Below are 25,769 nucleotides of genomic sequence, written 5' to 3' on the forward strand. Positions count from 1 at the left end.
AATAACGCACAGGAGGGTGTCATGGTTATCTCAAGTCAAGAGTATTCGCGCCGCCGTCAGGCGCTGCTGGCAACAATGCAGCCGGGCAGCGCCGCGCTGATTTTTGCTGCCCCCGAAGTGACGCGCAGCGCCGACAGCGAATATCCCTATCGCCAGAGCAGCGACTTCTGGTACTTCACCGGCTTTAACGAGCCGGAAGCGGTACTGGTGCTGATTAAGAGCAATGACACCCACAACCACAGCGTGATTTTCAACCGCGTGCGCGATCTGACGGCCGAAATCTGGTTTGGCCGCCGCTTAGGGCAAGAGGCCGCACCGGAAAAGCTGGGCGTTGACCGCGCGCTGGCGTTTAGCGAAATCAACCAGCAGCTCTATCAGCTGCTTAACGGCCTCGACGTGCTCTATCACGCGCAGGGCGAATATGCGTACGCCGATGAGATTGTCTTCACCGCGCTGGATAAGCTGCGCAAAGGCTCGCGCCAGAACCTGTCCGCACCGGCCACGCTGACGGACTGGCGTCCGGTGGTGCATGAGATGCGCCTGTTCAAGTCTGAAGAAGAGCTGAATTTGATGCGCCGTGCGGGCGAAATCAGCGCGCTGGCGCACACCCGCGCGATGGAGAAATGCCGTCCCGGGATGTTCGAATACCAGCTGGAAGGCGAAATTCACCACGAATTTAACCGCCACGGCGCGCGCTATCCCTCCTACAACACCATCGTTGGCGGCGGGGAAAACGGCTGCATTCTGCACTACACCGAAAACGAAAGCGCATTGCGCGACGGCGATCTGGTGCTGATTGACGCCGGCTGCGAATATCAGGGCTATGCAGGGGACATCACCCGGACCTTCCCGGTGAATGGTAAATTCTCGCCGGCACAGCGCGCGATTTACGACATTGTTCTCGAATCCCTTGAGACGGCGCTCAGGCTGTATCGTCCGGGTACCTCCATCCAGGAAGTGACCGGTGAAGTGGTGCGCATCATGATTACCGGTCTGGTCAGGCTCGGTATCCTGAAAGGGGACGTAGATACCCTGATTGCTGAAAATGCGCATCGACCGTACTTTATGCACGGCCTGAGCCACTGGCTGGGGCTGGACGTGCATGACGTTGGCGCTTACGGCACCGACCGTTCGCGCGTGCTGGAGCCGGGCATGGTGTTAACCGTGGAGCCGGGTCTGTATATCGCGCCGGATGCCGACGTGCCTGAAGAGTACCGCGGGATTGGCATTCGTATTGAAGACGACATCGTGATTACCGAAACCGGTAACGAAAACCTGACCGCGAGCGTCGTGAAAAACGCTGACGATATTGAGGCGCTGATGGCAGCGGCACGCGCATGAGCGTGATTATCGTTGGCGGCGGCATGACCGGGGCTACGCTGGCACTGGCCATTTCACATTTGACGAAAGGCCAGCTTCCGGTGCACCTGGTGGAAGCCGTTGCGCCAGAGGCGTCCAACCACCCCGGTTTTGATGCCCGCGCCATTGCGCTCGCGCAGGGAACCTGCCAGCAGCTTTCCCGCATTGGCATCTGGCAGGCCATTGCCGACTGCGCCACGGCAATTAAAACCGTTCACGTCAGCGATCGCGGCCATGCTGGCTTTGTCACCCTGGACGCGCAGGATTATCGTATTGATGCTCTTGGGCAGGTTGTTGAGCTGCATGACGTCGGATTGCGTCTGTTCCGCCTGCTTCAGGACGCGCCGGGCGTTACGCTGCATTGTCCGGCGCGCGTGGCCAGCGTGAGCCGTAGTGAGGCGTCGGTTAGCGTGACGCTGGAAAACGGCACCGTCCTTGAAGGCCAGCTTCTGGTCGCCGCGGACGGTTCGCGCTCATCGCTCGGCACCCAGTGTGGCGTGGAGTGGCGCCAGCAGCCTTACGGCCAGGTGGCGGTCATTGCGAACGTCGCTACCGCAGCTGACCACGACGGCAGGGCGTTTGAGCGCTTTACGCAGCATGGCCCGCTGGCGATGCTGCCGATGTCGGACGGGCGCTGTTCCCTGGTGTGGTGTCATTCGCAGGATAAGGCTGAAGAGGTGAAGGCCTGGTCAGACGAACGTTTTTGTACCGAGCTGCAAAAAGCCTTTGGCTGGCGGCTGGGGCGTATCACCCATGCCGGCCAGCGGGCGGTCTACCCGCTTTCGTTGACTACGGCCTCTCAGTCCATCTCCCATCGTCTGGCGCTTGTCGGTAACGCCGCTCAGACGCTGCACCCCATCGCGGGGCAAGGGTTCAACCTTGGTTTACGCGACGTCATGAGCCTGGCGGAAACCCTTTCGCAGGCGTGGGGTGAGCAAAAAGACTGCGGGGCGTATTCGGTGCTGAGCCATTACCAGAAGCGCCGCCAGGCGGATAAAGAGGCCACCATCGGTGTGACCGATGGTCTGGTCCATCTTTTTGCCAATCGCTGGGCACCGCTGGTTGCGGGCCGCAACCTCGGGCTGATGGCGATGGAACTATTCATTCCGGCACGTGACGTGCTGGCGCAGCGGACCCTGGGTTGGGTCGCGCGTTAAGGAGTTATCACCGTGCAAAATGTTGATGTTGCCATCGTTGGCGGCGGTATGGTCGGGCTGGCATTGGCCTGTGGTTTACAGGGCAGCGGCCTGCGCGTGGCGGTGCTGGAGCAAAAGCAGCCTCAGCCCGTTGCCCCGGATGCCCCGCCGGAACTCCGCGTCTCGGCGATCAATGCCGCCAGCGAGAAATTGCTGACGCACCTTGGCGTCTGGTCAGATATTGTGGCGCAGCGCGCCAGCTGCTATCACGGCATGGAAGTGTGGGATAAAGACAGCTTTGGTCATATTGCTTTTGATGATGAAAGCATGGGCTATAGCCATCTGGGTCACATTGTTGAAAACGCGGTGATCCACCACGCGCTGTGGCAGAAAGCACAGCAGTGCAGCGACGTGACCCTGATTGCGCCTGCGCAGATCCAGCAGGTGGCGTGGGGCGAAAACGAGGCGTTTATCACCCTGCAGAGCGGCGACATGCTGACCGCGCGTCTGGTGGTCGGTGCTGACGGTGCCAACTCCTGGCTGCGTAATAAAGCCGATATCCCGCTGACCTTCTGGGACTATCGTCATCACGCGCTGGTGGCAACGATCCGCACCGAAGAGCCGCACGGCGGCGTGGCGCGCCAGATTTTCCACAACGACGGCATACTGGCGTTCCTGCCGCTTGCCGATCCGCACCTGTGCTCGATTGTCTGGTCCCTGGTGCCGGAGAAAGCCCAGCAGATGCAGGAGGCAACGCCGGACGCCTTTAACCAGGCGCTGTGCGTGGCCTTTGATAACCGCCTTGGCCTGTGCACGCTTGAAAGCGAGCGTCAGGTGTTCCCGTTAACCGGCCGCTACGCGCGTCAGTTTGCCGCGCACCGTCTGGCGCTGGTGGGGGATGCGGCGCATACCATTCATCCGCTGGCCGGGCAGGGCGTTAACCTTGGCTTTATGGACGCGGCGGAGCTGGTCGAGGAGCTGCGTCGCCTGCATCGCGAAGGGAAGGACATCGGGCAGCATCTCTATCTGCGCCGCTACGAGCGCAGCCGCAAGCACAGTGCGGCGATGATGCTGGCGGGCATGCAGGGCTTCCGCGAGCTGTTTGCCGGGGCGAATCCGGCGAAAAAACTGCTGCGCGACATCGGACTCAAGCTTGCTGACACCCTTCCGGGCGTGAAACCCCAACTCCTCCGTCAGGCGATGGGTCTTAACGACCTGCCGGACTGGCTACGTTAATTTAGACCCCTGTCACACTTTCTTTTCCCGGCCTCTGCGCCGGGGAAATTCCCTCGTTTGAAATATTCTAATTTCACGTCATTTTTCGCATTAGATAATCTAATGTCGCGTTTTTCTCGTTACGGAAATTCGGCCCGATTTTCCGCATGAAATATCACCATGTGCTAAACCCTGTTAGATCATTGTTGATTTTGTGCGGGGTTAATCGCATTTTTCCAGTGAATAACTCTGTAGGCTTTTTAGCGTTTTTTGGTCATAAGCTAATGTGATGACCCATTTTGCCTTATGGTTAACCGCCGGTTTCGGTGGTAAGTTCAGGTAAAAGAGAACGTTTGCGTCGGTGCCCGAACGCGGTGCCGATACCGGGTTTCACGGTGAATTTTTCAACGAGGACAAGATGGCTCAACAGACTCCTTTGTACGAACAACACGTGTTATGCGGCGCCCGCATGGTGGACTTCCATGGCTGGATGATGCCGCTGCACTACGGCTCGCAGATTGATGAGCACCACGCGGTGCGCACCGATGCCGGTATGTTCGACGTGTCCCACATGACGATTGTCGATCTGCGCGGTAGCCGCACCCGGGAGTTTTTGCGTTATCTGCTGGCAAACGACGTCGCCAAACTGAAGACGCCGGGTAAAGCGCTCTATACCGGCATGCTGAATGCCTCGGGCGGCGTGATTGATGACCTTATCGTCTATTACTTCACTGAAGATTTCTTCCGCCTCGTTGTAAACTCCGCCACCCGCGAAAAAGACCTCTCCTGGATCACCCAACACGCCGAACCTTATGCCATCGACATCACCGTCCGTGACGATCTGTCGCTGATCGCCGTGCAGGGGCCGAACGCGCAGGCGAAAGCCGCCTCTCTGTTTAACGACGAGCAGCGTAAAGCCACCGCTGGCATGAAGCCGTTCTTCGGCGTGCAGGCGGGCGATCTGTTTATCGCCACCACCGGCTACACCGGTGAAGCGGGCTACGAAATTGCCATGCCAAACGAGAAGGCCGCTGATTTCTGGCGTGCGCTGGTGGAAGCGGGCGTGAAGCCTGCGGGCCTGGGCGCGCGCGATACGCTGCGTCTGGAAGCGGGGATGAACCTTTACGGTCAGGAGATGGATGAAGGCGTCTCTCCGCTGGCCGCCAACATGGGCTGGACCATCGCGTGGGAACCGGCTGACCGTGACTTTATTGGTCGTGAAGCGCTGGAGATGCAGCGCGAGAAGGGCACCGAACAGCTGGTGGGCCTGGTGATGACCGAGAAGGGCGTGCTGCGCGGCGAACTGCCGGTGCGCTTTACCGATGCTGACGGCAATCCTCGCGAAGGCGTGATCACCAGCGGAACCTTCTCACCGACGCTGGGCTACAGTATTGCACTGGCACGCGTGCCGGCGGGGATTGGCGAAACGGCGGTGGTGCAAATCCGCAACCGTGAAATGCCGGTCAACGTAACCAAACCGATTTTTGTTCGCGCCGGTAAGCCGGTCGCCTAATCATTTTTATCAGGAGAACTTCAATGAGCAATGTGCCAGCAGAACTGAAATACAGCAAAGAACACGAGTGGCTGCGCAAAGAGGCGGACGGCACTTACACCGTAGGGATCACCGAGCACGCGCAAGAGCTGCTGGGCGACATGGTGTTTGTTGACCTGCCTGACGTGGGCACGACCGTTAGCGCGGGCGACGACTGCGCCGTGGCGGAGTCCGTAAAAGCGGCCTCTGACATCTACGCCCCTGTGAGCGGCGAAATCGTTGCCGTCAACGACGCGCTGAGCGATTCGCCAGAGCTGGTGAACAGCGAGCCTTATGAAGGCGGCTGGATCTTCAAGATCAAAGCCAGCGACGAATCCCAGGTTGCCGCGCTGCTGGATGCGACCGCGTACGAAGCACTGTTAGAAGACGAGTAAGCCATTATCCCTCTCCCTAAGGGAGAGGGAGAAAACACATTCATTGCACGTTTCAGGAACCATCGCTCATGACACAGACTTTAAGCCAGCTTGAAAACCGTGGCGCCTTCATTGAACGTCACATTGGGCCGGATGCTCAGCAACAGCAGGAGATGCTGAAGACGGTTGGCGCGGATTCATTAAACGCACTGATCGGCCAGATTGTGCCAAAAGACATCCAGCTTGCCACGCCGCCTCAGGTGGGGGAAGCCACTACGGAATTCGCCGCGCTGGCGGAGCTGAAGGCTATTGCCGGCCTGAATAAGCGCTATAAGTCTTACATTGGCATGGGCTATACCAACGTGCAGCTGCCGCCGGTTATCCTGCGCAACATGCTGGAAAACCCGGGCTGGTACACCGCTTACACCCCGTATCAGCCAGAAGTTTCCCAGGGCCGTCTGGAAGCGCTGCTGAACTTCCAGCAGGTGACGCTGGACCTGACCGGCATGGATATCGCCTCTGCTTCTCTGCTGGATGAAGCCACCGCCGCCGCCGAAGCGATGGCGATGGCAAAACGCGTGAGCAAGCTGAAAAATGCCAACCGCTTCTTCGTCGCGGCGGACGTGCATCCGCAGACGCTGGACGTGGTGCGTACTCGCGCAGAGACCTTCGGCTTTGACGTGATCGTCGACGACGCTGACAAAGTGCTGGATCATCAGGACGTCTTCGGCGTGCTGCTGCAGCAGGTAGGTACGACGGGTGAAGTACACGACTACGGCGCGCTGATTGCCGAGCTGAAATCCCGCAAAGTGGTTGTCAGCGTTGCCGCCGATTTTATGGCGCTGGTGCTGCTGACGGCGCCGGGTAAACAGGGCGCAGATATCGTATTCGGCTCCGCACAACGCTTCGGCGTACCGATGGGCTACGGCGGCCCGCACGCGGCGTTCTTCGGCGCGAAAGATGAATTCAAACGCTCCATGCCTGGCCGTATTATCGGCGTCTCAAAAGATGCTGCCGGTAACACCGCGCTGCGCATGGCGATGCAGACCCGCGAGCAGCATATCCGCCGCGAGAAAGCGAACTCCAACATCTGTACCTCACAGGTGCTGCTGGCAAACATCGCCAGCCTGTACGCCGTGTTCCACGGCCCGGCTGGCCTGAAACGCATTGCCAGCCGCATTCACCGCCTGGCCGATATTCTGGCCTGCGGTCTGCAGCAGAAAGGCCTTAAGCTGCGCCACGCTCACTACTTCGACACCCTGTGCGTGGACGTGGCGGACAAAGCCGCCGTGCTGGCGCGTGCGAATGCGGCAGAGATTAACCTGCGCAGCGACATCCACAACGCCGTCGGCATTACGCTGGATGAAAGCACCACCCGTGACGATATCCTGAACCTGTTCAGCGTGCTGCTGGGTGACGCGCACGGTCTGGACATTGATGCGCTCGACAAAGAAGTTGCGCTTGACAGCCGCTCCATTCAGGACAGCATGCTGCGTAACGACGCCATCCTGACGCATCCGGTCTTTAATCGCTATCACAGCGAAACCGAGATGATGCGCTATATGCACTCCCTGGAGCGCAAGGATCTGGCGCTGAACCAGGCGATGATCCCGCTGGGCTCCTGCACCATGAAGCTGAACGCCGCGGCAGAGATGATCCCTATCACCTGGCCTGAATTCTCCGAACTGCACCCGTTCTGCCCGCCAGAGCAGGCGGAAGGTTATCACATGATGATCAACCAGCTTTCTGACTGGCTGGTGAAGCTGACCGGTTATGACGCGCTCTGCATGCAGCCGAACTCCGGCGCGCAGGGCGAGTACGCGGGCCTGCTGGCGATTCGTCACTATCACGAAAGCCGCAACGAAGGTCACCGCGATATCTGCCTGATCCCAAGCTCCGCCCACGGTACCAACCCGGCCTCTGCCCAGATGGCGGGCATGGAAGTCGTGGTGGTGGCGTGCGATAAGAACGGCAACATCGATCTGGCCGACCTGCGTGCGAAAGCCGAGCAGGCGGGCGACAAGCTTTCCTGCATCATGGTGACCTATCCGTCCACTCACGGCGTGTACGAAGAGACCATCCGTGAAGTGTGTGAAGTCGTGCACCAGTTCGGCGGTCAGGTATACCTCGACGGCGCAAACATGAACGCTCAGGTGGGCATTACCTCGCCGGGCTTTATCGGCGCGGACGTGTCGCACCTGAACCTGCACAAAACCTTCTGCATTCCGCACGGCGGTGGCGGCCCGGGCATGGGGCCTATCGGCGTGAAAGCGCACCTGGCGCCGTTTGTGCCGGGCCACAGCGTGGTGCAGATTGAAGGCATGCTGACCCGTCAGGGCGCGGTCTCAGCGGCACCGTTCGGTAGCGCCTCTATCCTGCCAATCAGCTGGATGTATATCCGCATGATGGGCGCGGAAGGGCTGAAGCAGGCGAGCCAGGTGGCGATCCTGAACGCCAACTATATTGCGACTCGCCTGAAGTCCGCCTTCCCGGTGCTCTATACCGGCCGCGACGGTCGCGTGGCGCACGAGTGCATTCTGGATATTCGTCCGCTGAAAGAGCAGACCGGCATCAGCGAGCTGGATATCGCCAAGCGTCTGATCGACTACGGCTTCCACGCGCCAACCATGTCGTTCCCGGTTGCGGGCACGCTGATGGTGGAGCCAACGGAATCTGAAAGCAAAGCCGAGCTGGACCGCTTTATCGACGCGATGCTGGCCATCCGCATGGAGATCGACCGCGTGCAGGACGGCGAGTGGACGCTGGAAGATAACCCGCTGGTTAACGCCCCGCACACCCAGCACGAAATGGTGGCAGAGTGGAACCACGGCTATTCCCGCGAGCTGGCGGTCTTCCCGGCAGGCGTGGCGAACAAATACTGGCCGACCGTGAAGCGTCTTGATGACGTCTACGGCGACCGTAACCTGTTCTGCTCCTGCGTGCCGATGAGCGAATACCAGTAACATTGCTGCTGTAGTAACGTAGGCCGGGTAAGGCGAAGCCGCCACCCGGCTTTTTTATTGGGAGAAGATAATGGCAATTGCACTGGTCACCGGCGCCAGCCGCGGCATCGGGAAAGCCACCGCGCTGCAGCTGGCTCGCGAAGGCTACACCGTGGCGGTGAACTATCATCACAACATTAACGCCGCGACGGACGTCATCAGGCAGATTGTGGATGCAGGCGGTAAAGCCTTTGCCGTCCGTGCAGACATCAGCGATGAAGCTCAGGTGCTGGCGATGTTTAATAGCCTCGATCGTGAAGGTGAGCCGCTGACCGCGCTGGTGAATAATGCGGGGATTCTGTTTGAGCAATCCACTATCGAGAATCTCTCCGCTGAGCGCATTAACCGCGTCCTGGCGACCAACGTCACGGGCTACTTCCTCTGCTGCCGGGAAGCGGTAAAGCGCATGTCCTTCAAACACGGCGGCAAGGGCGGGGCGATAGTGAATGTCTCTTCCGCGGCGTCACGTCTGGGCGCGCCGGGTGAATATGTGGATTATGCCGCGTCGAAGGGGGCGGTGGATTCGCTGACAACGGGTTTATCGCTTGAGGTCGCGGCGCAGGGCATTCGCGTTAACTGCGTCCGTCCGGGTCTGATCTATACCGATATCCATGCCTCAGGCGGAGAGCCGGGGCGGGTGGATCGCGTGAAATCATTGCTGCCGATGCAGCGCGGCGGCCAGCCGGAAGAGGTCGCCCAGGCGATTGTCTGGCTGCTGAGCGAGAAGGCGTCGTACGTAACGGGCAGTTTTATAGAGCTGGCGGGCGGGAAATAAAAGCCGGGTGGCAGCTTCGCCTTACCCGGCCTACACGAGTAGTAGGCCCGGTAAGCGCAGCGCCACCGGGCAAAAAATCACAGCGCCTCGCCGTTGCTGGCAATCACGCCTTTATACCACTCGAAGCTCTTCTTACGGGAACGCGACATGTCGCCCGTGCCGTCGTCGTGCTTGTTCACATAGATAAAGCCGTAGCGCTTGCTGTACTGGCCGGTGGTGAACGATACGCAGTCGATACAGCCCCATGGCGTACAGCCCATCAGATCCACGCCATCGTGCGTCACGGCTTTGATCATCTCTTCCACGTGGGCACGCAGGTAGTCGATACGATAGTCATCGTTGATGCTGCCGTCCTCTTCGACTTTATCGTAGGCGCCGAAGCCGTTTTCCACGATAAACAGCGGTTTCTGGTAACGCTCGTACAGTTCGCACAGGGAATAGCGCAGGCCTACCGGGTCAATCTGCCAGCCCCAGTCGGAGGCCTTCACGTGCGGGTTCGGTACGCTGCCTTCGAAACCGGAAATGGCATCGCCGGTACCGCCTTCCGCCTTCACCGCGTTGGTCATGTAGTAGCTGAAGCCCAGGTAGTCGCAGGTGCCTTCACGCAGGATCTGCTCGTCATCCGCTTCCATTTTAATGGAGAAGCCACGGCGCTCCCATTCGTTCAGCACGTAGGACGGGTAGTAGCCGCGCAGTTGGACATCGGTAAAGACGTAGCGCTCGCGCATTGATTCCTGGGCGAACATCACGTCTTCCGGTTTGCAGGAGAACGGATAGAGCGCCACCATCGCCAGCATGCAGCCGACTTTCATCTCTGGGTTAATGCGGCGCGCGGCTTTCACCGCCAGGGCGCTGGCCACAAACTGATGGTGCAGGACCTGGTACATGGTCTCTTCCGGATTGTCATGTTCGGTATAGACCACGCCCGAGCAGCAGTAACCGAACAGCGGCGCGCGCCAGTTGCGCTGGTTGTTGATTTCGTTGAAGGTCATCCAGTATTTGACCTTGTTTTTGTAGCGCTCGAAGACCACTTCCGCGAAGCGCACAAAGAAATCGACCACTTTACGGTTGGTCCAGCTACCGTACTCCTTCACCAGGTGCAGCGGCATTTCGAAGTGGGAGAGGGTGATTACCGGTTCAATGTTGTACTTCAGCAGCTCATCGAACATGTCGTCGTAAAACTTCAGCCCTTCTTCGTTTGGCTGCGTTTCGTCACCGTTCGGGAAGATACGCGTCCAGGCAATAGAGGTGCGGAAACACTTGAAGCCCATCTCGGCAAACAGCTTGATGTCTTCTTTATAATGGCCGTGGAAATCAATCGCCTCATGATTGGGATAATATTTCCCCGGCACCACGTCCTGCGTGATTTCGCGCGGTACGCCGTGTGCGCCGCCGGTCAATACATCGCAAATGCTTGGCCCTTTACCGCCTTTGTTCCAGCCGCCTTCTACCTGGTGAGCCGCAACCGCGCCGCCCCATAAAAAATCTTTTGGTAAGGTCAATTTTTTCATCGCTGCTATTCTCAATAAATGGCTTATTGGCATCGAGTCTAGCAGAGCGAAATTAAATGTCACGATATAACAAGGTGTGCATAATGTGATTTGTCACATCAAAAAAACAGGGTGTTTTATTCTGTGAGTTTCTTCGCCAGTTTACGTCCCAGAGACTCCAGAATATAAATGACGGGAATTTGCGTGGTGATGTCGTAGACGCCTGCAATACGCGTCTGAGGAACATGCCAGGAGAGGTTAAAGTCCGCCAGCTTTGCGAGGCGCGAGTGCTCATGGCTGGTAATGGAGAGCACTTTGCAGTGATGCAGGCTGAACTGGCTGGCGAAGCGCAGGATCTCCTCGGTCTCGCCCGAGACGGAGAGCACGATCGCCAGCGCATTTTTCGCCATATCATTGGTGACCGGGAAATAAGGGTCATCAATATGGTTGCTGAATTTCCCGATATTAGAAAAGAAACGTGCACCATATTTTGCAAGCGAGCCCGATGTCCCTGCGCCGACAAATATAATACGTTCCGACGATAAAATAATATCGACCGCACTATCTAATAACGCGTCGAACTCTTCATTATTCACGCTTTTAAAAAAGCTGATAATTTCGCTGGCACCGAAGTTCGCCTGCTGGGGCTCGTTCTGTTCAAGATAAAGCTTAAAGCGCACGCGGAATTCAGAATAGCCTTCGCAGTTAAGCTTGCGGCAAAAGCGCAGGATAGTGGTGGTTGAGACGTCTGCCGCATCCGCCAGCTCGCGGATGGTCATGTACATGACTTTGTCACGATTTTTTATGACATAGTTGTAGACCATCATCTCCAGGTTATTGAGACTGGCAATGGCGGAGTGGGTGAACATACTCACAATGGCATAACTCTTATTCTGACCTCATCGTCACATCATAACATGCACCCGGACGGCAGGATCCATTTTTATGCTCTTGATTCATAATGATTAAATTTTTGTGTGAACAATTGTTAGGTGAAAGATTTCTTTATATCTATGATTTTTAGGTATAAATTTTGAAATGAAATTATTTTAGCTAACAGGTGTTCACTGGAATCATTCTCAGTTAGCATAGTTATGCGATGAATAATCATCTTTTGTTTTCCCGGAGTTTTGTATGGTGAGCAGACCATTAATCGCACAGGGATATTCGCTGGCTGAGGAAGTAGCCAACAGCATCAGCCACGGCATTGGCCTGGTGTTTGGGATTGTCGGTTTAGTGTTATTGCTGGTGCAGGCGGTGGACGCCAATGCCAGCGCGATGGCCATTACCAGCTACAGCCTGTATGGCGGGAGCATGATCCTGCTGTTCCTGGCGTCGACGCTGTATCACGCGATCCCGCATCAGCGGGCCAAGACGTGGCTCAAGAAATTTGACCACTGCGCTATCTATCTTCTTATTGCAGGCACCTACACGCCGTTTTTGCTGGTGGGGCTTAACTCGCCGCTGTCGCGTGGCCTGATGATTGTTATCTGGAGCCTGGCACTGCTGGGGATCCTGTTTAAGCTGACCATAGCACACCGGTTTAAGGTGCTGTCACTGGTCACCTATCTGACGATGGGCTGGCTGTCGCTGATTGTGGTGTATCAACTGGCGGTCAAACTGTCGGTAGGGGGCGTGACGCTTCTGGCCTTAGGCGGTGTGGTGTACTCGCTCGGCGTGATCTTCTACGTCTGCAAGCGCATCCCGTACAACCATGCCATCTGGCACGGCTTTGTGTTGGGCGGCAGCGTGTGCCACTTTTTGGCTATTTATCTGTATGTGGGGCAGGTGTAGTTTTTTACACCGTGCCTCACCCCGGCCCTCTCCTACAGGGAGAGGGAGGACACCAAAACCGTAGGCCCGGTAAGCGCAGCGCCACCGGGCGATACAGCATCACTCTTCCAGAGAATACGGCAGCGGCTCGATGCTCAGTGTGTTCGCATCGTCACGCACGCGGAACACGCTGTCAGCCTCCATGTCGTTGTTCATGACGGCTTGAACCAAAAGACGTCCATCATCCAGCTGTACAGCGGCTAATACGGTGCCGGTGCGGCGCCAGTTATCACCCATCTTCAGCTCTAAGTCTTCACCCGCTTCAGGTACACGGCTGGCATGGCCCGCCAGCGTCCACAGCGCACGTTTGTTTGCCCCGCGGAATTTCGCACGCGCGACCATCTCCTGGCCGGTGTAACAGCCCTTTTTAAAGCTGATTCCTCCCAGCGCCTGCAGGTTGGTTGCCTGAGGAATAAACTGCGCGCTGTTTGCGGCGTCAATGATCGGCAGACCCGCTTCGATGTTCAGCGCCAGCCACTGCTGACTGTTGTTGAGCTGTGCTTCGCCGCGCAGCGCCTCGGTGACGCGTTCGGCAGTTGCCGCATCCGTAACTAACAGGAAACGCTCCGCCGGGTGTTCAAACCACAGGATGGATGTCGCGCCTTCGCTGACCACCTGCTTTTCCGCATCCGGCAGTTCGCTGAACAGATTTTTCAGCGCCGCACGCGCCTGGAAACCGGCCACACCCAGCAGGACATGTTCGTCGTCCGGGGTGATAGTAACTTTGGAAAAGACCGCGTACTTTTTCAGCTCCTTGAGCTGGGCCTCTTGCAGACTGCGGCGCTCAATAAAGGCAAAGCCGTCCTGGCGGCGGAAGATACGCAGATTGCTCCACATTTTGCCTTTTGGGTCGCAATGCGCGGCCAGCAGGTGCTGGTGTTCAGTCATCTGGCTGACGTCGGCGGTCACCTGGCCCTGCAGGTATTTTTCGGCGTCGGCACCGGTGAGCGTTGCCAGCGCCCAGTCATCAAGAGAAATAAGCGTCAGCGGCAGACGCGCAGAGGCGGCGGGCTGGCGAGGAGAAAATGGTGTAAAGGCCATAACGATATCCTGAATTGCTTAACGCTTTGATAATGCCTAATGGTAAAAGAGCCTGCAGGCAATGCAAGCGCTTTCAGCAGACCATTTGTGCCTTAAACCGGTTATGCGTAGCGCTACGCAAAATAATGTAATCCGCTGTCTTTGTGGGGATTATTCTGGAAGCCTGCTCGGCGATCGCAATATTCCAGTAATGAAACGGTCAAAAACACGTTACACTAGCTGGTGTCCCCGTAGAGAAATAAAGAACACTGAAGGGGGTACCGACTGTGCCAAACGTAATGCAGGAAACTGAACATGGATATTAACAACAAGGCCCGTATTCACTGGGCGTGCCGCCGCGGCATGCGTGAACTTGATATTTCCATCATGCCTTTCTTCGAATATGAGTATGACACCTTAAGCGACGATGATAAGCGTCTGTTTGTTCGACTGCTTGAGTCTGACGATCCGGATTTATTCAACTGGCTGATGAACCACGGCAAACCCGCCGACACCGAGTTGCAACGGATGGTGCAATTAATTCAAACACGGAATCGGGAACGTGGTCCTGTGGCAATCTGATCTTCGCGTCTCGTGGCGCTCGCAGTGGATGTCTTTGTTGCTCCACGGCCTGGTTGCGGCCTTTGTGTTACTGATGCCGTGGCCGCTGAGCTATACGCCGCTGTGGCTGCTGTTACTCTCGTTTGTCGTGTTTGACAGCGTACGCAGCCAGCGTCGCATTAATGCCCGTCAGGGAGAGATCAAGCTACTGATGGATTCCCGCCTGCGCTGGCAGGGAAAAGAGTGGGATATTCTCGGTATGCCCTGGATGCTCAACTGCGGCATGATGTTACGGTTACGCAAGGTGGACGGCGGGCGTTGCCAGCATCTTTGGCTGGCGGCTGACAGTATGGATGCTGCCGAGTGGCGAGACCTGCGCCGGATGTTGCTACAACAGACGACGCAGGGGTAACGCGCGTTAGCTAAACTTCTCTGCCATTTCGCCCAGGATCTGCTCGCACCAGCTTTGCAGGCGCTCATCGCTGAGATCGTACTGGTTGGTTTCATCCAGCGCGAGCCCAACAAACAGCTCGCCGTCGGCAATAATCGGCTTTTTACTGGTGAACTCGTAACCTTCGGTTGGCCAGTAGCCGATGAACGATACCCCTTTCGGCGCCAGCTTATCGTGCAGCATGCCGAGCGCGTCCAGGAACCACTCCCCGTACCCCAGCTGATCCCCCATGCCGTACATGGCAATGATCTTGCCGTCGAGATTGACTGAATCGAGTTGATCCCAGATGGCTTCCCAGTCTTCCTGTATCTCACCAAAATCCCAGGTTGGGATGCCGAGGATCAGCACATCGTACTGTTCCATCAGAGCGACCGCGTCATCTTTCAGGTTATGCAACGTCACCAGTTCCGGACCAATGATGTCGCGAATTTTCTCTGCCGCCATTTCGGTGTAGCAGGTGCTGGAACCATAGAACAGACCAATATTCATCGCGTAACTATCTCAATTCTTGCTTTGACTTTGCGCGTAGTGTACCAGAAACCGGTCGCAATCAGGCATAATGGCCTGACTGCAGAATCAAAGGGGCTGATGTGGAAAAGGATCTCGCACTGATCGAACAGTTTCTCGACGCGCTGTGGCTGGAGAAAAACCTGGCCGAGAATACCCTTAGCGCCTACCGTCGCGATCTCACCATGCTGGTGGAGTGGCTTGCGCACCGGGGGTTATCCCTTGCGAGTGCACAGCGTGACGACTTGCAGGCGCTGCTGGGGGAACGTATCGCGGGGGGCTATAAAGCCACCAGTTCCGCACGTTTACTCAGCGCCATGCGTCGGCTGTTCCAGCATCTCTATCGTGAGAAGATCCGCGAGGACGATCCCAGCGCGCTGCTGGCATCCCCTAAACTCCCGCAGCGGCTGCCGAAAGATCTCAGCGAAGCACAAGTTGAGAGATTATTGCAGTCACCGGCAGTTGACCTGCCGCTGGAGTTACGCGATAAAGCCATGCTTGAGCTATTGTATGCTACCGGCCTGCGCGTTTCGGAACTGGTTGGTCTGACGATGAGCGACATCAGCCTGCGTCAGGGCGTGGTGCGCGTCATCGGTAAAGGAAACAAGGAAAGGCTGGTTCCGCTGGGTGAAGAGGCGGTTTACTGGCTGGAAACGTACCTGGAGCATGGTCGTCCGTGGCTGCTCAATGGTACGTCTATCGACGTCCTGTTTCCAAGCCAGCGCGCGCAGCAGATGACGCGGCAAACGTTCTGGCATCGCATCAAGCATTACGCCACACTGGCGGGTATCGACAGTGAAAAGCTTTCGCCGCACGTATTGCGTCACGCCTTCGCGACGCATCTGTTAAACCACGGCGCTGATTTACGTGTGGTGCAGATGCTGCTGGGGCACAGCGATCTTTCCACGACGCAAATTTACACCCATGTCGCGACGGAACGCCTGCGGCAGCTACACCAACAGCACCACCCTCGTGCGTGAGTGCCGACGAATTGTAACAGGATCACATATGAAAAAGTCTTTCGCGCTGTTCACCCTGCTGGCAGCCTCCTTTACCGGTTTCGCCCATGCGGACGACGCCGCCATCAAACAGTCGCTCGCTAAGCTTGGCGTCACCGGCAGCGATATTCAGCCTGCACCGGTTGCCGGCATGAAAACGGTGCTGACGAGCAGCGGCGTGCTGTACGTCACCGAAGACGGCAAACACATTATTCAGGGGCCAATGTACGACGTGAGCGGCGCGCAGCCGGTGAACGTCACCAACCAGCTGCTGATGAAAAACCTGAACGCGCTCGAAAAAGAGATGATCGTCTATAAGGCGGCGCAGGAAAAACACGTCATTACCGTCTTCACCGACATCACCTGCGGCTACTGCCACAAGCTGCATGAAGAGATGAAAGATTACAACGCGCTGGGTATTACCGTGCGTTACCTGGCCTTCCCGCGCGCGGGCGTGCAGAGCCAGCCAGAGCAGGACATGAAGGCCATCTGGTGTGCGAAAGACCGCAACAAAGCGTTTGACGACGCGATGAACGGCAAAGGCGTTAAGCCGGCCTCCTGCGACATTGATATTGCTAACCACTACGCGCTTGGCGTGCAGTTTGGCGTTAACGGTACGCCAGCGATTGTCCTGAGCAACGGCTATGTCGTTCCAGGCTATCAGGGACCGAAAGAGATGAAAGAGTTCCTCGACGCGCACCAGAAACAGTTTGGTGGTAAATAATCCGCGTGAAAGCCCCAATAAAATTGCGCCGCCGCGAGGCGGTTGAACCGGTTGATTTGCCAGACGAACTCCCGGCGCTGCTTAAGCGCCTCTACGCCAGCCGCGGCGTGCGTAGCGCTGAGGATCTTGAACGCAGCGTGAAAGGGATGCTGCCCTGGCAGCAGCTGAGCGGTATCGAAAAAGCCACTGAAATGCTCTACAACGCGCTTCGTGAGGGAACGCGGATTGTGGTGGTAGGGGATTTCGACGCCGACGGCGCAACCAGCACCGCGCTGAGCGTGCTCAGCCTGCGCGCGCTGGGCTGCGATAACGTCACGTATCTGGTGCCGAACCGTTTTGAAGACGGCTATGGCCTCAGCCCGGAAGTGGTCGATCAGGCCCACGCCCGCGGTGCACAGATGATCATGACCGTCGATAACGGGATCTCTTCCCATGCGGGCGTCGATCATGCTCACGCTTTGGGGATCCCGGTGCTGGTCACCGATCACCATCTGCCGGGCGAAACGCTGCCGGATGCGGAAGCGATTATTAATCCCAACCTGCGCGACTGCGATTTCCCGTCGAAATCCCTCGCAGGCGTGGGCGTGGCGTTTTATCTGATGCTGGCGTTACGTACCCTGTTACGCGATAAGGGCTGGTTCGACTCCCGCGGTATTGCCGTACCGAACCTGGCCGAATATCTCGATCTGGTGGCGCTGGGTACCGTCGCGGACGTGGTGCCGCTCGATACCAATAACCGCATTTTGACCTGGCAGGGCTTAAGCCGCATCCGGGCAGGCAAGTGCCGTCCGGGGATCAAGGCGCTGCTGGAGATTGCCAACCGCGATCCGCTCAAGCTGGCGGCAAGCGATTTGGGCTTTGCCCTCGGGCCGCGTCTGAACGCGGCCGGAAGGCTGGACGATATGTCCGTCGGCGTGGCGCTGCTGCTGTGCGACAACATCGGTGAAGCGCGCGTGCTGGCCAACGAGCTGGACGCCCTGAACCAGACCCGCAAAGAGATTGAGCAGGGGATGCAGGCCGAGGCGCTGACCCTGTGCGAAAAACTTGAGCGCAGCGGCGATACGCTGCCGGGCGGCCTGGCGATGTACCATCCAGAGTGGCATCAGGGCGTGGTCGGTATTCTGGCGTCGCGCATTAAAGAGCGTTTCCACCGTCCGGTGATCGCGTTCGCCCCCGCGGGCGACGGCACGCTCAAAGGCTCTGGCCGCTCAATCCAGGGTCTGCACATGCGTGATGCCCTGGAGCGCCTCGATACGCTGTACCCGGGCCTGATGCTCAAGTTTGGCGGCCATGCAATGGCGGCGGGCCTGTCGCTGGAAGAGGCGAAATTCGACGAGTTCCAGCGGCTGTTTGGTGAACTGGTCACCGACTGGATCGACCCGGCCCTGTTGCAGGGGGAAGTGGTGTCCGATGGTGAGCTTTCACCGCTTGAGATGACGATGGACGTGGCGCAAATGCTCCGCGATGCCGGTCCATGGGGGCAGATGTTCCCGGAGCCGCTGTTCGACGGCCGTTTCCGCCTGCTGCAACAGCGTATCGTCGGCGAACGTCATCTAAAAGTGATGGTCGAGCCCGTGGGCGGCGGCCCGCTGCTGGACGGCATTGCCTTTAACGTTGATACGGCGGTATGGCCGGACAACGGCGTACGCGAGGTCGAGCTGGCGTACAAACTGGACATCAACGAGTTTCGCGGTAACCGCACCCTTCAGATCATCATCGACAATATCTGGCCAATTTAGCGGCAGTAATCTCTATAAAAAAGGGCGTGGATTCGGTACAATCCCGCTCTTATCACCGCATTTTGACAAGTCCATAAAAGAAAACAGACCATGTTTGAAATTAATCCGGTAAAAAACCGTATTCAGGACCTCACGGAGCGCTCTGACGTTCTTAGGGGGTATCTTTGACTACGATGCCAAGAAAGAGCGTCTTGAAGAAGTAAACGCCGAGCTGGAACAGCCGGACGTCTGGAACGAACCTGAACGCGCACAGGCGCTGGGTAAAGAGCGTTCCTCTCTCGAAGCTATCGTAGATACGCTGGATCAAATGGCCCAGGGGCTGGAAGATGTTTCCGGTTTGCTGGAGCTGGCCGTCGAAGCCGACGACGAAGAAACCTTTAACGAAGCCGTGGCAGAACTCGACGTGCTGGAAGAGAAGCTGGCGCAGCTTGAATTCCGTCGCATGTTCTCCGGCGAATACGACAGCGCTGACTGCTATCTTGATATTCAGGCAGGTTCTGGCGGTACTGAAGCGCAGGACTGGGCCAGCATGCTGACGCGCATGTACCTGCGTTGGGCAGAAGCGCGCGGCTTCAAAACTGAAATTATCGAAGAGTCTGAAGGTGAAGTGGCCGGTATTAAATCCGTCACCATCAAGATCATCGGTGACTACGCCTACGGCTGGCTGCGTACTGAAACCGGCGTTCACCGCCTGGTGCGTAAGAGCCCGTTCGACTCCGGCGGCCGTCGTCATACCTCCTTCAGCTCCGCGTTCGTTTACCCGGAAGTTGACGAAGATATCGATATCGAAATTAACCCGGCGGACCTGCGTATCGACGTTTATCGCGCATCCGGCGCGGGCGGCCAGCACGTTAACCGTACGGAATCGGCGGTGCGTATTACCCACATTCCAACCGGGCTGGTCACGCAATGCCAGAACGACCGTTCCCAGCATAAGAACAAAGACCAGGCCATGAAGCAGATGAAAGCGAAGCTTTATGAGCTGGAGATGCAGAAGAAAAATGCTGAGAAACAGGCGATGGAAGACAACAAGTCCGACATCGGCTGGGGCAGCCAGATCCGTTCTTACGTCCTTGATGACTCCCGCATCAAAGACCTGCGTACCGGGGTTGAAACCCGCAACACGCAGGCGGTGCTGGACGGCAGCCTGGACCAATTTATCGAAGCAAGTTTGAAAGCAGGGTTATGAGGAACCAACATGTCTGAACAACAAGCACAGGGCGCTGACGCGGTAGTCGATCTTAACAACGAACTGAAAACCCGCCGCGAGAAGCTGGCAGCGCTGCGCGAGCAGGGCGTGCCGTTCCCGAACGATTTTCGTCGTGACCACACCTCAGACCAACTGCACGCTGACTTCGACGCGAAAGAGAACGAAGAGCTGGAAGCGCTGAATATCGAAGTGGCCGTTGCAGGCCGCATGATGACCCGTCGTATCATGGGTAAAGCTTCCTTCGTGACCCTGCAGGACGTTGGTGGCCGTATTCAGCTGTACGTTTCCCGTGACGATCTGCCGGAAGGCATCTACAACGAGCAGTTCAAGAAGTGGGACCTGGGCGATATCCTGGGCGCGAAAGGTAAACTGTTCAAAACCAAAACCGGTGAACTGTCTATCCACTGCACCGAGCTGCGTCTGCTGACCAAAGCCCTGCGCCCGCTGCCGGACAAATTCCACGGCCTGCAGGATCAGGAAGCGCGCTATCGTCAGCGCTACCTGGATCTCATCTCTAACGATGAATCCCGCAAGACCTTCAAAATTCGCTCCCAGATCATGGCCGGTATCCGCCAGTTCATGGTGAACCGCGACTTTATGGAAGTGGAAACCCCGATGATGCAGGTGATCCCTGGCGGCGCGTCTGCGCGTCCGTTCATCACTCATCACAACGCCCTGGACCTGGACATGTACCTGCGTATCGCGCCGGAACTGTACCTGAAGCGTCTGGTGGTTGGTGGTTTTGACCGCGTGTTCGAAATCAACCGTAACTTCCGTAACGAAGGTATCTCCGTTCGTCATAACCCAGAGTTCACCATGATGGAACTCTACATGGCGTATGCGGATTACAAAGATCTGATCGAGCTGACCGAATCCCTGTTCCGCACCCTGGCTCAGGACATTCTGGGCACCACCGAAGTGCCTTACGGTGAAGAAGTCTTCGACTTCGGTAAGCCTTTCGAAAAATTGACCATGCGCGAAGCGATCAAGAAATACCGTCCTGAAACCAACATGGCGGATCTGGATAACTTCGATTCTGCGAAAGCGATCGCCGACAGCATCGGTATCAAGGTTGAGAAGAGCTGGGGTCTGGGCCGTATCGTGACCGAGATCTTCGAAGAAGTGGCCGAAGCGCACCTGATTCAGCCGACCTTCATCACCGAGTACCCGGCTGAAGTCTCTCCGCTGGCGCGTCGTAATGACCAGAACCCGGAGATCACTGACCGCTTCGAATTCTTCATCGGCGGCCGTGAAATCGGTAACGGTTTTAGCGAGCTGAACGATGCGGAAGACCAGGCTCAGCGCTTCCAGGATCAGGTTGACGCGAAAGCGGCAGGCGACGACGAAGCGATGTTCTTCGACGAAGACTACGTGACCGCGCTGGAGCACGGCCTGCCACCAACGGCGGGTCTGGGGATTGGTATCGACCGTATGGTAATGCTGTTCACTAACAGCCACACCATCCGCGACGTGATCCTGTTCCCGGCGATGCGCCCGGTGAAATAAGACATTAAGATGTAAAAAAAGCCCCGAAAGGGGCTTTTTTATTGCGCCGCGAAGGCTTTGAGTTTTTCGCGGGCGGTCGTCGCTTCCATGACCATCCACGGGCTAAATGCCCAGGGCGTCGCGTCCAGCGCGCGGAATAGCGCGTCCAGCTCAACCCACTGATAGTCCATCACTTCATCTTCGTTTATCGTCACGTCATTGGTGATGCGGGCGGCGAATACCGGGCAAATTTCGTTTTCCACGATCCCGGACGGGTCGGTTTCCCGATAGCGAAATTCAGGGGCGACGGCGGTGATATCGGCCAGTTCCGCGCCCACTTCAAAGCGGCAGCGGCGGATTATCGCCTGTATCGTCTCTTCGCCGGACTGCGGGTGGCCGCAGACGGAATTGGTCCAGACGCCGGGCCAGGCTTTTTTGCTTAAGGCGCGCCGGGTGATCAGACATTCGCCTTTTGCGTTAAAAAGCCAGGAAGAGAACGCCAGATGCAGCGGGGTATGTAACGTGTGCGCGGCATATTTTTCCTGAGTGCCAATCACCATTCCCTGGTCGTTTACCAAAATAACGTGTTCTTGAATACTCATTGATGCTCCAGTGCCAAAATGCCGAGTGGTTCAGCACCATCAGCCGAAGCATTATACTGCATTCTTATACGAACGGTTTGGCTCGTAGAGCGGAAAAGGGCATGACCCCTGTTCGTTTTGGCTGTTATCATAGGGCGCCATTCACGCTGACCGAGGATCTGTTTTGTTTGCAGGAAGCCTGACGAAAAATCCCATTACCGCTGTTTTTTGCCTGACGCTGACGCTATTCCTGGCAGGCTGTTCAGGAAGCAAATCTTCGGATACGGGAAGCTATTCCGGTTCGGTCTACACCGTCAAACGCGGGGACACCCTATACCGGATTTCGCGCGCAACGGGGACCAGCGTGAAGGATCTGGCGCGGATGAATAACCTTTCTCCGCCCTACACCATCGAGGTGGGGCAGCAGCTGAAGGTGAGCGGCGGATCGTCCTCGGGTAAAAAGTCCTCTTCGAAAGGCAAAACCGCCAAAGTGACGCCGTCCTATCAGGTGCCGCAATCGTCATGGCCGCCGGTTGGACAGCGCTGCTGGATTTGGCCTGCCAGCGGTAAAGTGGTTGCCCCTTACTCACTCTCTGAAGGTGGTAACAAGGGTATTGATATCGCCGCTGCGCGCGGTACGCCGGTTTATGCCTCCGGAGCCGGGAAGGTGGTTTATGTCGGTAACCAGCTGCGCGGCTACGGTAACCTGATCATGATTAAGCATGGGGAAGACTACATCACGGCCTATGCGCACAACGACACGATGCTGGTCAACAACGGGCAGAACGTCAAAGCCGGGCAGAAGATTGCCACCATGGGCAGCACCGGTACGGATGCGGTGAAGCTGCATTTCCAGATTCGCTATAAGGCGACGGCCATCGATCCGCAGCGCTATCTTCCTGCGCCCGGCAGCAAACCGAAGTGCTAAGTGATTATTTAATCGCCGGTTAGTTGTGAAGAGGCTTGTATGAAGGTGCGTAAGGTCTATAATGCCTTACGCACCTCAAAGCGGGCGTAGTTCAATGGTAGAACGAGAGCTTCCCAAGCTCTATACGAGGGTTCGATTCCCTTCGCCCGCTCCAAACTCCAGTCTCCTGAAGTCTACCCAACTCAATTTTCCCTTGATAAATAAGCAGTTATAGCATTCTATTAGTCTATTGAACTCAATTGTACTCCCCCAGGGTCAAGCTCAATGTGGGGGTATGGATGGGGGTATAATTGTACCCCCTGCTGAGAGGTACCCCCAATGAAGCTGACAGCTCGTCAGGTTGAAACTGCAAAACCTAAAGAGAAGCCCTACAAACTGGCTGATGGTGGTGGTCTTTACCTGCTGGTTAATCCCAATGGCAAAAAATACTGGCGTCTCAAGTACCGTTCACTAGGTAAAGAGAAACTGCTCGCTATTGGCGTTTACCCCGATGTTTCTTTAGCTGAAGCCAGAAGCAAGCGAGAGGATGCTAAAAGGACATTAGCGGCTGGCAACGATCCTTCTCTTGAACGGAAAATTGAGAAACTAAGTCGTCAACAAGACGCAGAAAACTCTTTTGAGGCTATCACGCGGGAGTGGTATCAGCGTCGCTATGACCGCTGGTCTGTCTCCTACCGCGAAGAGATGCTGAGAACCTTTGAAAAGGATGTGTTCCCTTATATCGGTCACCGGCCAATCAAAGATATCAAGCCGATGGAGTTGCTTGCAGTTCTTTCAAAGATAGAAGCTAGAGGGGCAACTGAGAAGGTCCGTAAGGTTCGCCAGCGCTGTGGAGAAGTCTGGAAGTATGCTGTTGTGACTGGCAGGGCCGAGTACAATCCAGCACCAGATCTAGCCAGCGCCGTGACTCCTCATGAGAAAGAGCACTATGCTTTTTTAACCCAGGATGAATTGCCAGAGTTTCTTCGGACTCTGAACACCTATGCCGGTAGTGTGCTTGTTAAGATTGCGATGCAATTACTTATTCTGACAGGAGTAAGGCCTGGGGAGTTGAGGCAAGCGGAGTGGCAGGAATTTGATTTTGAGCGGAAGGTTTGGAACGTGCCAGCAGAGCGAATGAAAATGCGCCGACCTCATCTGGTTCCGTTATCAAGCCAGGCAATTGACCTGCTTAATCAGCTTAAACCCATGACTGGAGCAGGAGCGTTGCTGTTCCCTGGACGTAATAATCCTAAGAAACCAATGAGTGATATGGCATTAACTGTGTTGGTAAGGCGTATCGGCTATGCCGGGCGCGTTACAGGGCATGGATTCCGCCACACGATGAGTACCATTTTGCATGAGCAGGGATTCAACTCTGCCTGGATTGAGTTACAACTGGCTCACGTCGATAAGAACTCAATTCGTGGAACGTATAACCATGCTCAATATCTGGAGGGGAGGAAGGAGATGATGCAGTGGTATGGGGATTATGTCGAAGCGTGTTTAACTAAGTTTGTATAAGTCTGAGAATAGGGAAAACGAGTTTTTGATGTCTTTCCTTTTTCCAAGGTCATTATTGTTCATTGCTGTATAAAAAAACAGTATATTAAACAGTGCATTGGATCACTAAATATGATTCTATAATTTTATTTTTTTTGATTTTCGTGATACATATCGCCTTAAATTGTTTCATTTGCATCCACTAAATCAGCTGGATAACAATTGGAATTTTTAGCTATTGTAGGAGAATGAGGTGGCTAAAAATAAAGCGGTAAATGCTGGGGTAGATGCCTTAACTGGTTTCGAGTTTCAAAGAAACTGTGCATTATATCTTTTGTTAGATAATTTTAATTCTTTCATTGACAAAAACTTCTTTATTTGTATTGAACATCATGATGATTTTCTTTTTTGCTATAAAACTGACTGTTTAGCTTATATTAACGAGATATATGCCTACCAAGCAAAAAAACTTAGCGGAAAAATATGGACTATCGATGCTAGATTTTCTGAGATGGTATCTAAAATTCTATTAGTTGGGGATAATCTTAAAAATGACTCTTTCGAAAAAAGTGAGGATTATAGGCATCAGTTAACATTTATATCAAATACAGAAATAGAGTTAAAATACTCGCCTCTGAAGAAGTTAAAAGCTGAAGGTGCTACTGAGCAGATAGTAAAGATAAATGAGCAAAACTCCACCTGTGTTTATAATGATTTACATGAAAGTATTAAAGTTAAAATCGAAAATAGAATAACAGAAGTTTGCAATGAAGAATCTTCGGTTTTTCATCGGCAAGAGTTAGATAACTTACATATTCAGTGGGTCGATTTCCCAAGAACTGCTGCGAAACAAAAAGAATCTCTTATTGGACTCATGGTTAGAAAATTCCCTCATATAGCTGATCCGAAAGCAGCTATTGATGTAATACTTACTCTATTTAGGGATGTAGAGACTGTATATAACCAAGGGCAGGAAATATGCCTGCTTGATCCAACAAAAAGGGTTGAAGGCGAAGATATAAAAAAAGTCATGAATATTATTGATTCACAGCAAAAGGCATTCGACTATTGGCGTGCCGAAGCAAAGCAATTCTCAATGAAATTTAGAATACCACTTAGCATACAGAAAAATCATGAAAACTATATACTTAACTCTTTTGAACTACTCAAGGATATGAGTAATTACGATTATCAAATTATTAAAGACTTTGTTAGAAATAATGATTACACAACTCAATATATTTCTCTGCAAGATGCATTAACTGCATATGTTGATAATATTAGAAAATCTCATTCTATAAACTTGGATAATATTGATACATTTTTTGCAGTTCTGTGTTCTTACGTTGAGTGCTACGATTAAGGTAT

23 protein-coding genes and 1 tRNA gene are annotated in these 25,769 nt (G+C 55.3%); 19 read left to right on the forward strand and 5 right to left on the reverse strand.

The features are described from left to right. The first annotated feature begins 27 nt into the window (after positions 1-27). The 7 genes from pepP (at position 28) to AC0TNG_RS05920 (ending at position 9,392) form a co-directional block, all read left to right on the forward strand. Positions 28-1,341, forward strand: a complete 1,314-nt coding sequence (gene pepP, locus AC0TNG_RS05890; protein ID WP_473713214.1) for a Xaa-Pro aminopeptidase — start codon at positions 28-30, stop codon at positions 1,339-1,341. Then, entirely contained in the window at positions 1,338-2,516 is a 1,179-nt protein-coding gene (gene ubiH, locus AC0TNG_RS05895; protein WP_370884342.1) for a 2-octaprenyl-6-methoxyphenyl hydroxylase, read from the forward strand. Before pepP ends, ubiH begins: the two co-directional genes overlap by 4 nt. A 12-nt stretch (positions 2,517-2,528) precedes the next feature. Next, entirely contained in the window at positions 2,529-3,731 is a 1,203-nt protein-coding gene (gene ubiI / locus AC0TNG_RS05900) for an FAD-dependent 2-octaprenylphenol hydroxylase (protein WP_024906574.1), read from the forward strand. A 397-nt stretch (positions 3,732-4,128) separates the two neighbouring features. Further along, positions 4,129-5,223 (forward strand): glycine cleavage system aminomethyltransferase GcvT, encoded by a 1,095-nt coding sequence (gene gcvT / locus AC0TNG_RS05905; RefSeq protein ID WP_048991676.1) that lies wholly within the window; start codon positions 4,129-4,131, stop codon positions 5,221-5,223. A gap of 23 nt (positions 5,224-5,246) precedes the next feature. After that, positions 5,247-5,636 carry a glycine cleavage system protein GcvH gene (gene gcvH, locus AC0TNG_RS05910; protein WP_008499718.1) on the forward strand — a complete coding sequence of 130 codons (390 nt, stop codon included), beginning with the start codon at positions 5,247-5,249 and terminating at the stop codon, positions 5,634-5,636. A 68-nt stretch (positions 5,637-5,704) separates the two neighbouring features. Next, entirely contained in the window at positions 5,705-8,578 is a 2,874-nt protein-coding gene (gcvP, locus tag AC0TNG_RS05915; RefSeq protein ID WP_024906576.1) for an aminomethyl-transferring glycine dehydrogenase, read from the forward strand. A gap of 70 nt (positions 8,579-8,648) precedes the next feature. Beyond that, positions 8,649-9,392, forward strand: coding sequence for an SDR family oxidoreductase (locus AC0TNG_RS05920; protein ID WP_024906577.1), 744 nt, complete (start codon positions 8,649-8,651; stop codon positions 9,390-9,392). A 77-nt stretch (positions 9,393-9,469) separates the two neighbouring features. Here AC0TNG_RS05920 and AC0TNG_RS05925 read toward each other — a convergent pair whose 3' ends face one another. Further along, positions 9,470-10,903, reverse strand: a complete 1,434-nt coding sequence (locus AC0TNG_RS05925) for a 6-phospho-beta-glucosidase (protein ID WP_473713192.1) — start codon at positions 10,901-10,903, stop codon at positions 9,470-9,472. A 116-nt stretch (positions 10,904-11,019) separates the two neighbouring features. Further along, positions 11,020-11,751, reverse strand: a complete 732-nt coding sequence (locus AC0TNG_RS05930; RefSeq protein WP_032650129.1) for a MurR/RpiR family transcriptional regulator — start codon at positions 11,749-11,751, stop codon at positions 11,020-11,022. A 265-nt stretch (positions 11,752-12,016) separates the two neighbouring features. Between AC0TNG_RS05930 and trhA the strand changes: the two genes are divergently transcribed. Then, positions 12,017-12,676 carry a PAQR family membrane homeostasis protein TrhA gene (gene trhA / locus AC0TNG_RS05935; RefSeq protein ID WP_023333307.1) on the forward strand — a complete coding sequence of 220 codons (660 nt, stop codon included), beginning with the start codon at positions 12,017-12,019 and terminating at the stop codon, positions 12,674-12,676. 99 nt (positions 12,677-12,775) lie between these two features. On the opposite strand, the gene ygfZ is transcribed toward trhA, so the two are convergent. After that, the gene (ygfZ, locus tag AC0TNG_RS05940; RefSeq protein WP_157189698.1) at positions 12,776-13,756 is read right to left on the reverse strand and encodes a tRNA-modifying protein YgfZ; all 981 of its coding nucleotides are present in this window, start codon (positions 13,754-13,756) and stop codon (positions 12,776-12,778) included. Between the two features lie 294 nt (positions 13,757-14,050). Here ygfZ and sdhE point away from each other — a divergent pair, with 294 nt between their 5' ends. Together sdhE and AC0TNG_RS05950 are read left to right on the forward strand one after the other, a co-directional pair. Continuing rightward, a complete protein-coding gene (gene sdhE, locus AC0TNG_RS05945; RefSeq protein WP_006178375.1) occupies positions 14,051-14,317 on the forward strand; it encodes an FAD assembly factor SdhE in 267 nt (88 codons plus the stop codon). After that, positions 14,298-14,708, forward strand: a complete 411-nt coding sequence (locus tag AC0TNG_RS05950; protein WP_021242050.1) for a protein YgfX — start codon at positions 14,298-14,300, stop codon at positions 14,706-14,708. Before sdhE ends, AC0TNG_RS05950 begins: the two co-directional genes overlap by 20 nt. Before the next feature lie 6 nt (positions 14,709-14,714). On the opposite strand, the gene fldB is transcribed toward AC0TNG_RS05950, so the two are convergent. Beyond that, the gene (gene fldB / locus AC0TNG_RS05955; protein ID WP_023309099.1) at positions 14,715-15,236 is read right to left on the reverse strand and encodes a flavodoxin FldB; all 522 of its coding nucleotides are present in this window, start codon (positions 15,234-15,236) and stop codon (positions 14,715-14,717) included. A gap of 101 nt (positions 15,237-15,337) precedes the next feature. On the opposite strand from fldB, the gene xerD reads away from it, so the two are divergent. The 5 genes from xerD to lysS all read left to right on the forward strand — a co-directional run bounded on the left by xerD (position 15,338) and on the right by lysS (position 21,431). Then, complete coding sequence (gene xerD / locus AC0TNG_RS05960) at positions 15,338-16,234, forward strand: site-specific tyrosine recombinase XerD (protein WP_023309098.1); 897 nt, start codon at positions 15,338-15,340, stop codon at positions 16,232-16,234. 28 nt (positions 16,235-16,262) lie between these two features. Continuing rightward, the gene (dsbC, locus tag AC0TNG_RS05965; RefSeq protein WP_024906584.1) at positions 16,263-16,976 is read left to right on the forward strand and encodes a bifunctional protein-disulfide isomerase/oxidoreductase DsbC; all 714 of its coding nucleotides are present in this window, start codon (positions 16,263-16,265) and stop codon (positions 16,974-16,976) included. Between the two features lie 5 nt (positions 16,977-16,981). Next, the gene (gene recJ / locus AC0TNG_RS05970) at positions 16,982-18,715 is read left to right on the forward strand and encodes a single-stranded-DNA-specific exonuclease RecJ (RefSeq protein WP_048991824.1); all 1,734 of its coding nucleotides are present in this window, start codon (positions 16,982-16,984) and stop codon (positions 18,713-18,715) included. A gap of 90 nt (positions 18,716-18,805) precedes the next feature. Beyond that, positions 18,806-19,904, forward strand: a protein-coding gene (gene prfB, locus AC0TNG_RS05975; RefSeq protein ID WP_096059326.1) for a peptide chain release factor 2 whose coding sequence is annotated in 2 segments (ribosomal slippage) — positions 18,806-18,880 and positions 18,882-19,904 — 1,098 coding nt in all. Because the reading frame shifts where the segments join, the coding sequence is not laid out codon by codon here. A gap of 9 nt (positions 19,905-19,913) precedes the next feature. Continuing rightward, positions 19,914-21,431: a lysine--tRNA ligase gene (lysS, locus tag AC0TNG_RS05980; RefSeq protein ID WP_248165629.1), complete on the forward strand. Its 1,518-nt coding sequence runs from the start codon at positions 19,914-19,916 to the stop codon at positions 21,429-21,431. A gap of 38 nt (positions 21,432-21,469) precedes the next feature. Here lysS and idi read toward each other — a convergent pair whose 3' ends face one another. Next, a complete protein-coding gene (gene idi, locus AC0TNG_RS05985; protein WP_032650117.1) occupies positions 21,470-22,012 on the reverse strand; it encodes an isopentenyl-diphosphate Delta-isomerase in 543 nt (180 codons plus the stop codon). Positions 22,013-22,175: 163 nt separating this feature from the next. Between idi and actS the strand changes: the two genes are divergently transcribed. The 4 genes from actS to AC0TNG_RS06005 all read left to right on the forward strand — a co-directional run bounded on the left by actS (position 22,176) and on the right by AC0TNG_RS06005 (position 25,764). Beyond that, positions 22,176-22,919 carry an amidase activator ActS gene (gene actS, locus AC0TNG_RS05990; RefSeq protein WP_024906588.1) on the forward strand — a complete coding sequence of 248 codons (744 nt, stop codon included), beginning with the start codon at positions 22,176-22,178 and terminating at the stop codon, positions 22,917-22,919. An 80-nt stretch (positions 22,920-22,999) separates the two neighbouring features. Then, positions 23,000-23,073: transfer RNA gene (locus AC0TNG_RS05995), tRNA-Gly, on the forward strand. Positions 23,074-23,237: 164 nt separating this feature from the next. Further along, positions 23,238-24,422 (forward strand): tyrosine-type recombinase/integrase, encoded by a 1,185-nt coding sequence (locus AC0TNG_RS06000; RefSeq protein ID WP_064159883.1) that lies wholly within the window; start codon positions 23,238-23,240, stop codon positions 24,420-24,422. A 232-nt stretch (positions 24,423-24,654) separates the two neighbouring features. After that, a complete protein-coding gene (locus AC0TNG_RS06005) occupies positions 24,655-25,764 on the forward strand; it encodes a dsDNA nuclease domain-containing protein (RefSeq protein ID WP_079951695.1) in 1,110 nt (369 codons plus the stop codon). The last annotated feature ends 5 nt before the right edge of the window (positions 25,765-25,769 follow it).

It is taken from the genome of Enterobacter sp. PL_is514, assembly GCF_055816715.1.

Coding starts and splice junctions, on each gene's coding strand:
- ubiH (WP_370884342.1), top strand. CDS start 1,338: ATGAGCGTGATTATCGTTGGCGGCGGCATGACCGGGGCTACGCTGGCA.
- gcvT (WP_048991676.1), top strand. CDS start 4,129: ATGGCTCAACAGACTCCTTTGTACGAACAACACGTGTTATGCGGCGCC.
- gcvH (WP_008499718.1), top strand. CDS start 5,247: ATGAGCAATGTGCCAGCAGAACTGAAATACAGCAAAGAACACGAGTGG.
- gcvP (WP_024906576.1), top strand. CDS start 5,705: ATGACACAGACTTTAAGCCAGCTTGAAAACCGTGGCGCCTTCATTGAA.
- AC0TNG_RS05920 (WP_024906577.1), top strand. CDS start 8,649: ATGGCAATTGCACTGGTCACCGGCGCCAGCCGCGGCATCGGGAAAGCC.
- AC0TNG_RS05925 (WP_473713192.1), bottom strand. CDS start 10,903: ATGAAAAAATTGACCTTACCAAAAGATTTTTTATGGGGCGGCGCGGTT.
- AC0TNG_RS05930 (WP_032650129.1), bottom strand. CDS start 11,751: ATGTTCACCCACTCCGCCATTGCCAGTCTCAATAACCTGGAGATGATG.
- trhA (WP_023333307.1), top strand. CDS start 12,017: ATGGTGAGCAGACCATTAATCGCACAGGGATATTCGCTGGCTGAGGAA.
- ygfZ (WP_157189698.1), bottom strand. CDS start 13,756: ATGGCCTTTACACCATTTTCTCCTCGCCAGCCCGCCGCCTCTGCGCGT.
- sdhE (WP_006178375.1), top strand. CDS start 14,051: ATGGATATTAACAACAAGGCCCGTATTCACTGGGCGTGCCGCCGCGGC.
- fldB (WP_023309099.1), bottom strand. CDS start 15,236: ATGAATATTGGTCTGTTCTATGGTTCCAGCACCTGCTACACCGAAATG.
- dsbC (WP_024906584.1), top strand. CDS start 16,263: ATGAAAAAGTCTTTCGCGCTGTTCACCCTGCTGGCAGCCTCCTTTACC.
- lysS (WP_248165629.1), top strand. CDS start 19,914: ATGTCTGAACAACAAGCACAGGGCGCTGACGCGGTAGTCGATCTTAAC.
- idi (WP_032650117.1), bottom strand. CDS start 22,012: ATGAGTATTCAAGAACACGTTATTTTGGTAAACGACCAGGGAATGGTG.
- AC0TNG_RS06000 (WP_064159883.1), top strand. CDS start 23,238: ATGAAGCTGACAGCTCGTCAGGTTGAAACTGCAAAACCTAAAGAGAAG.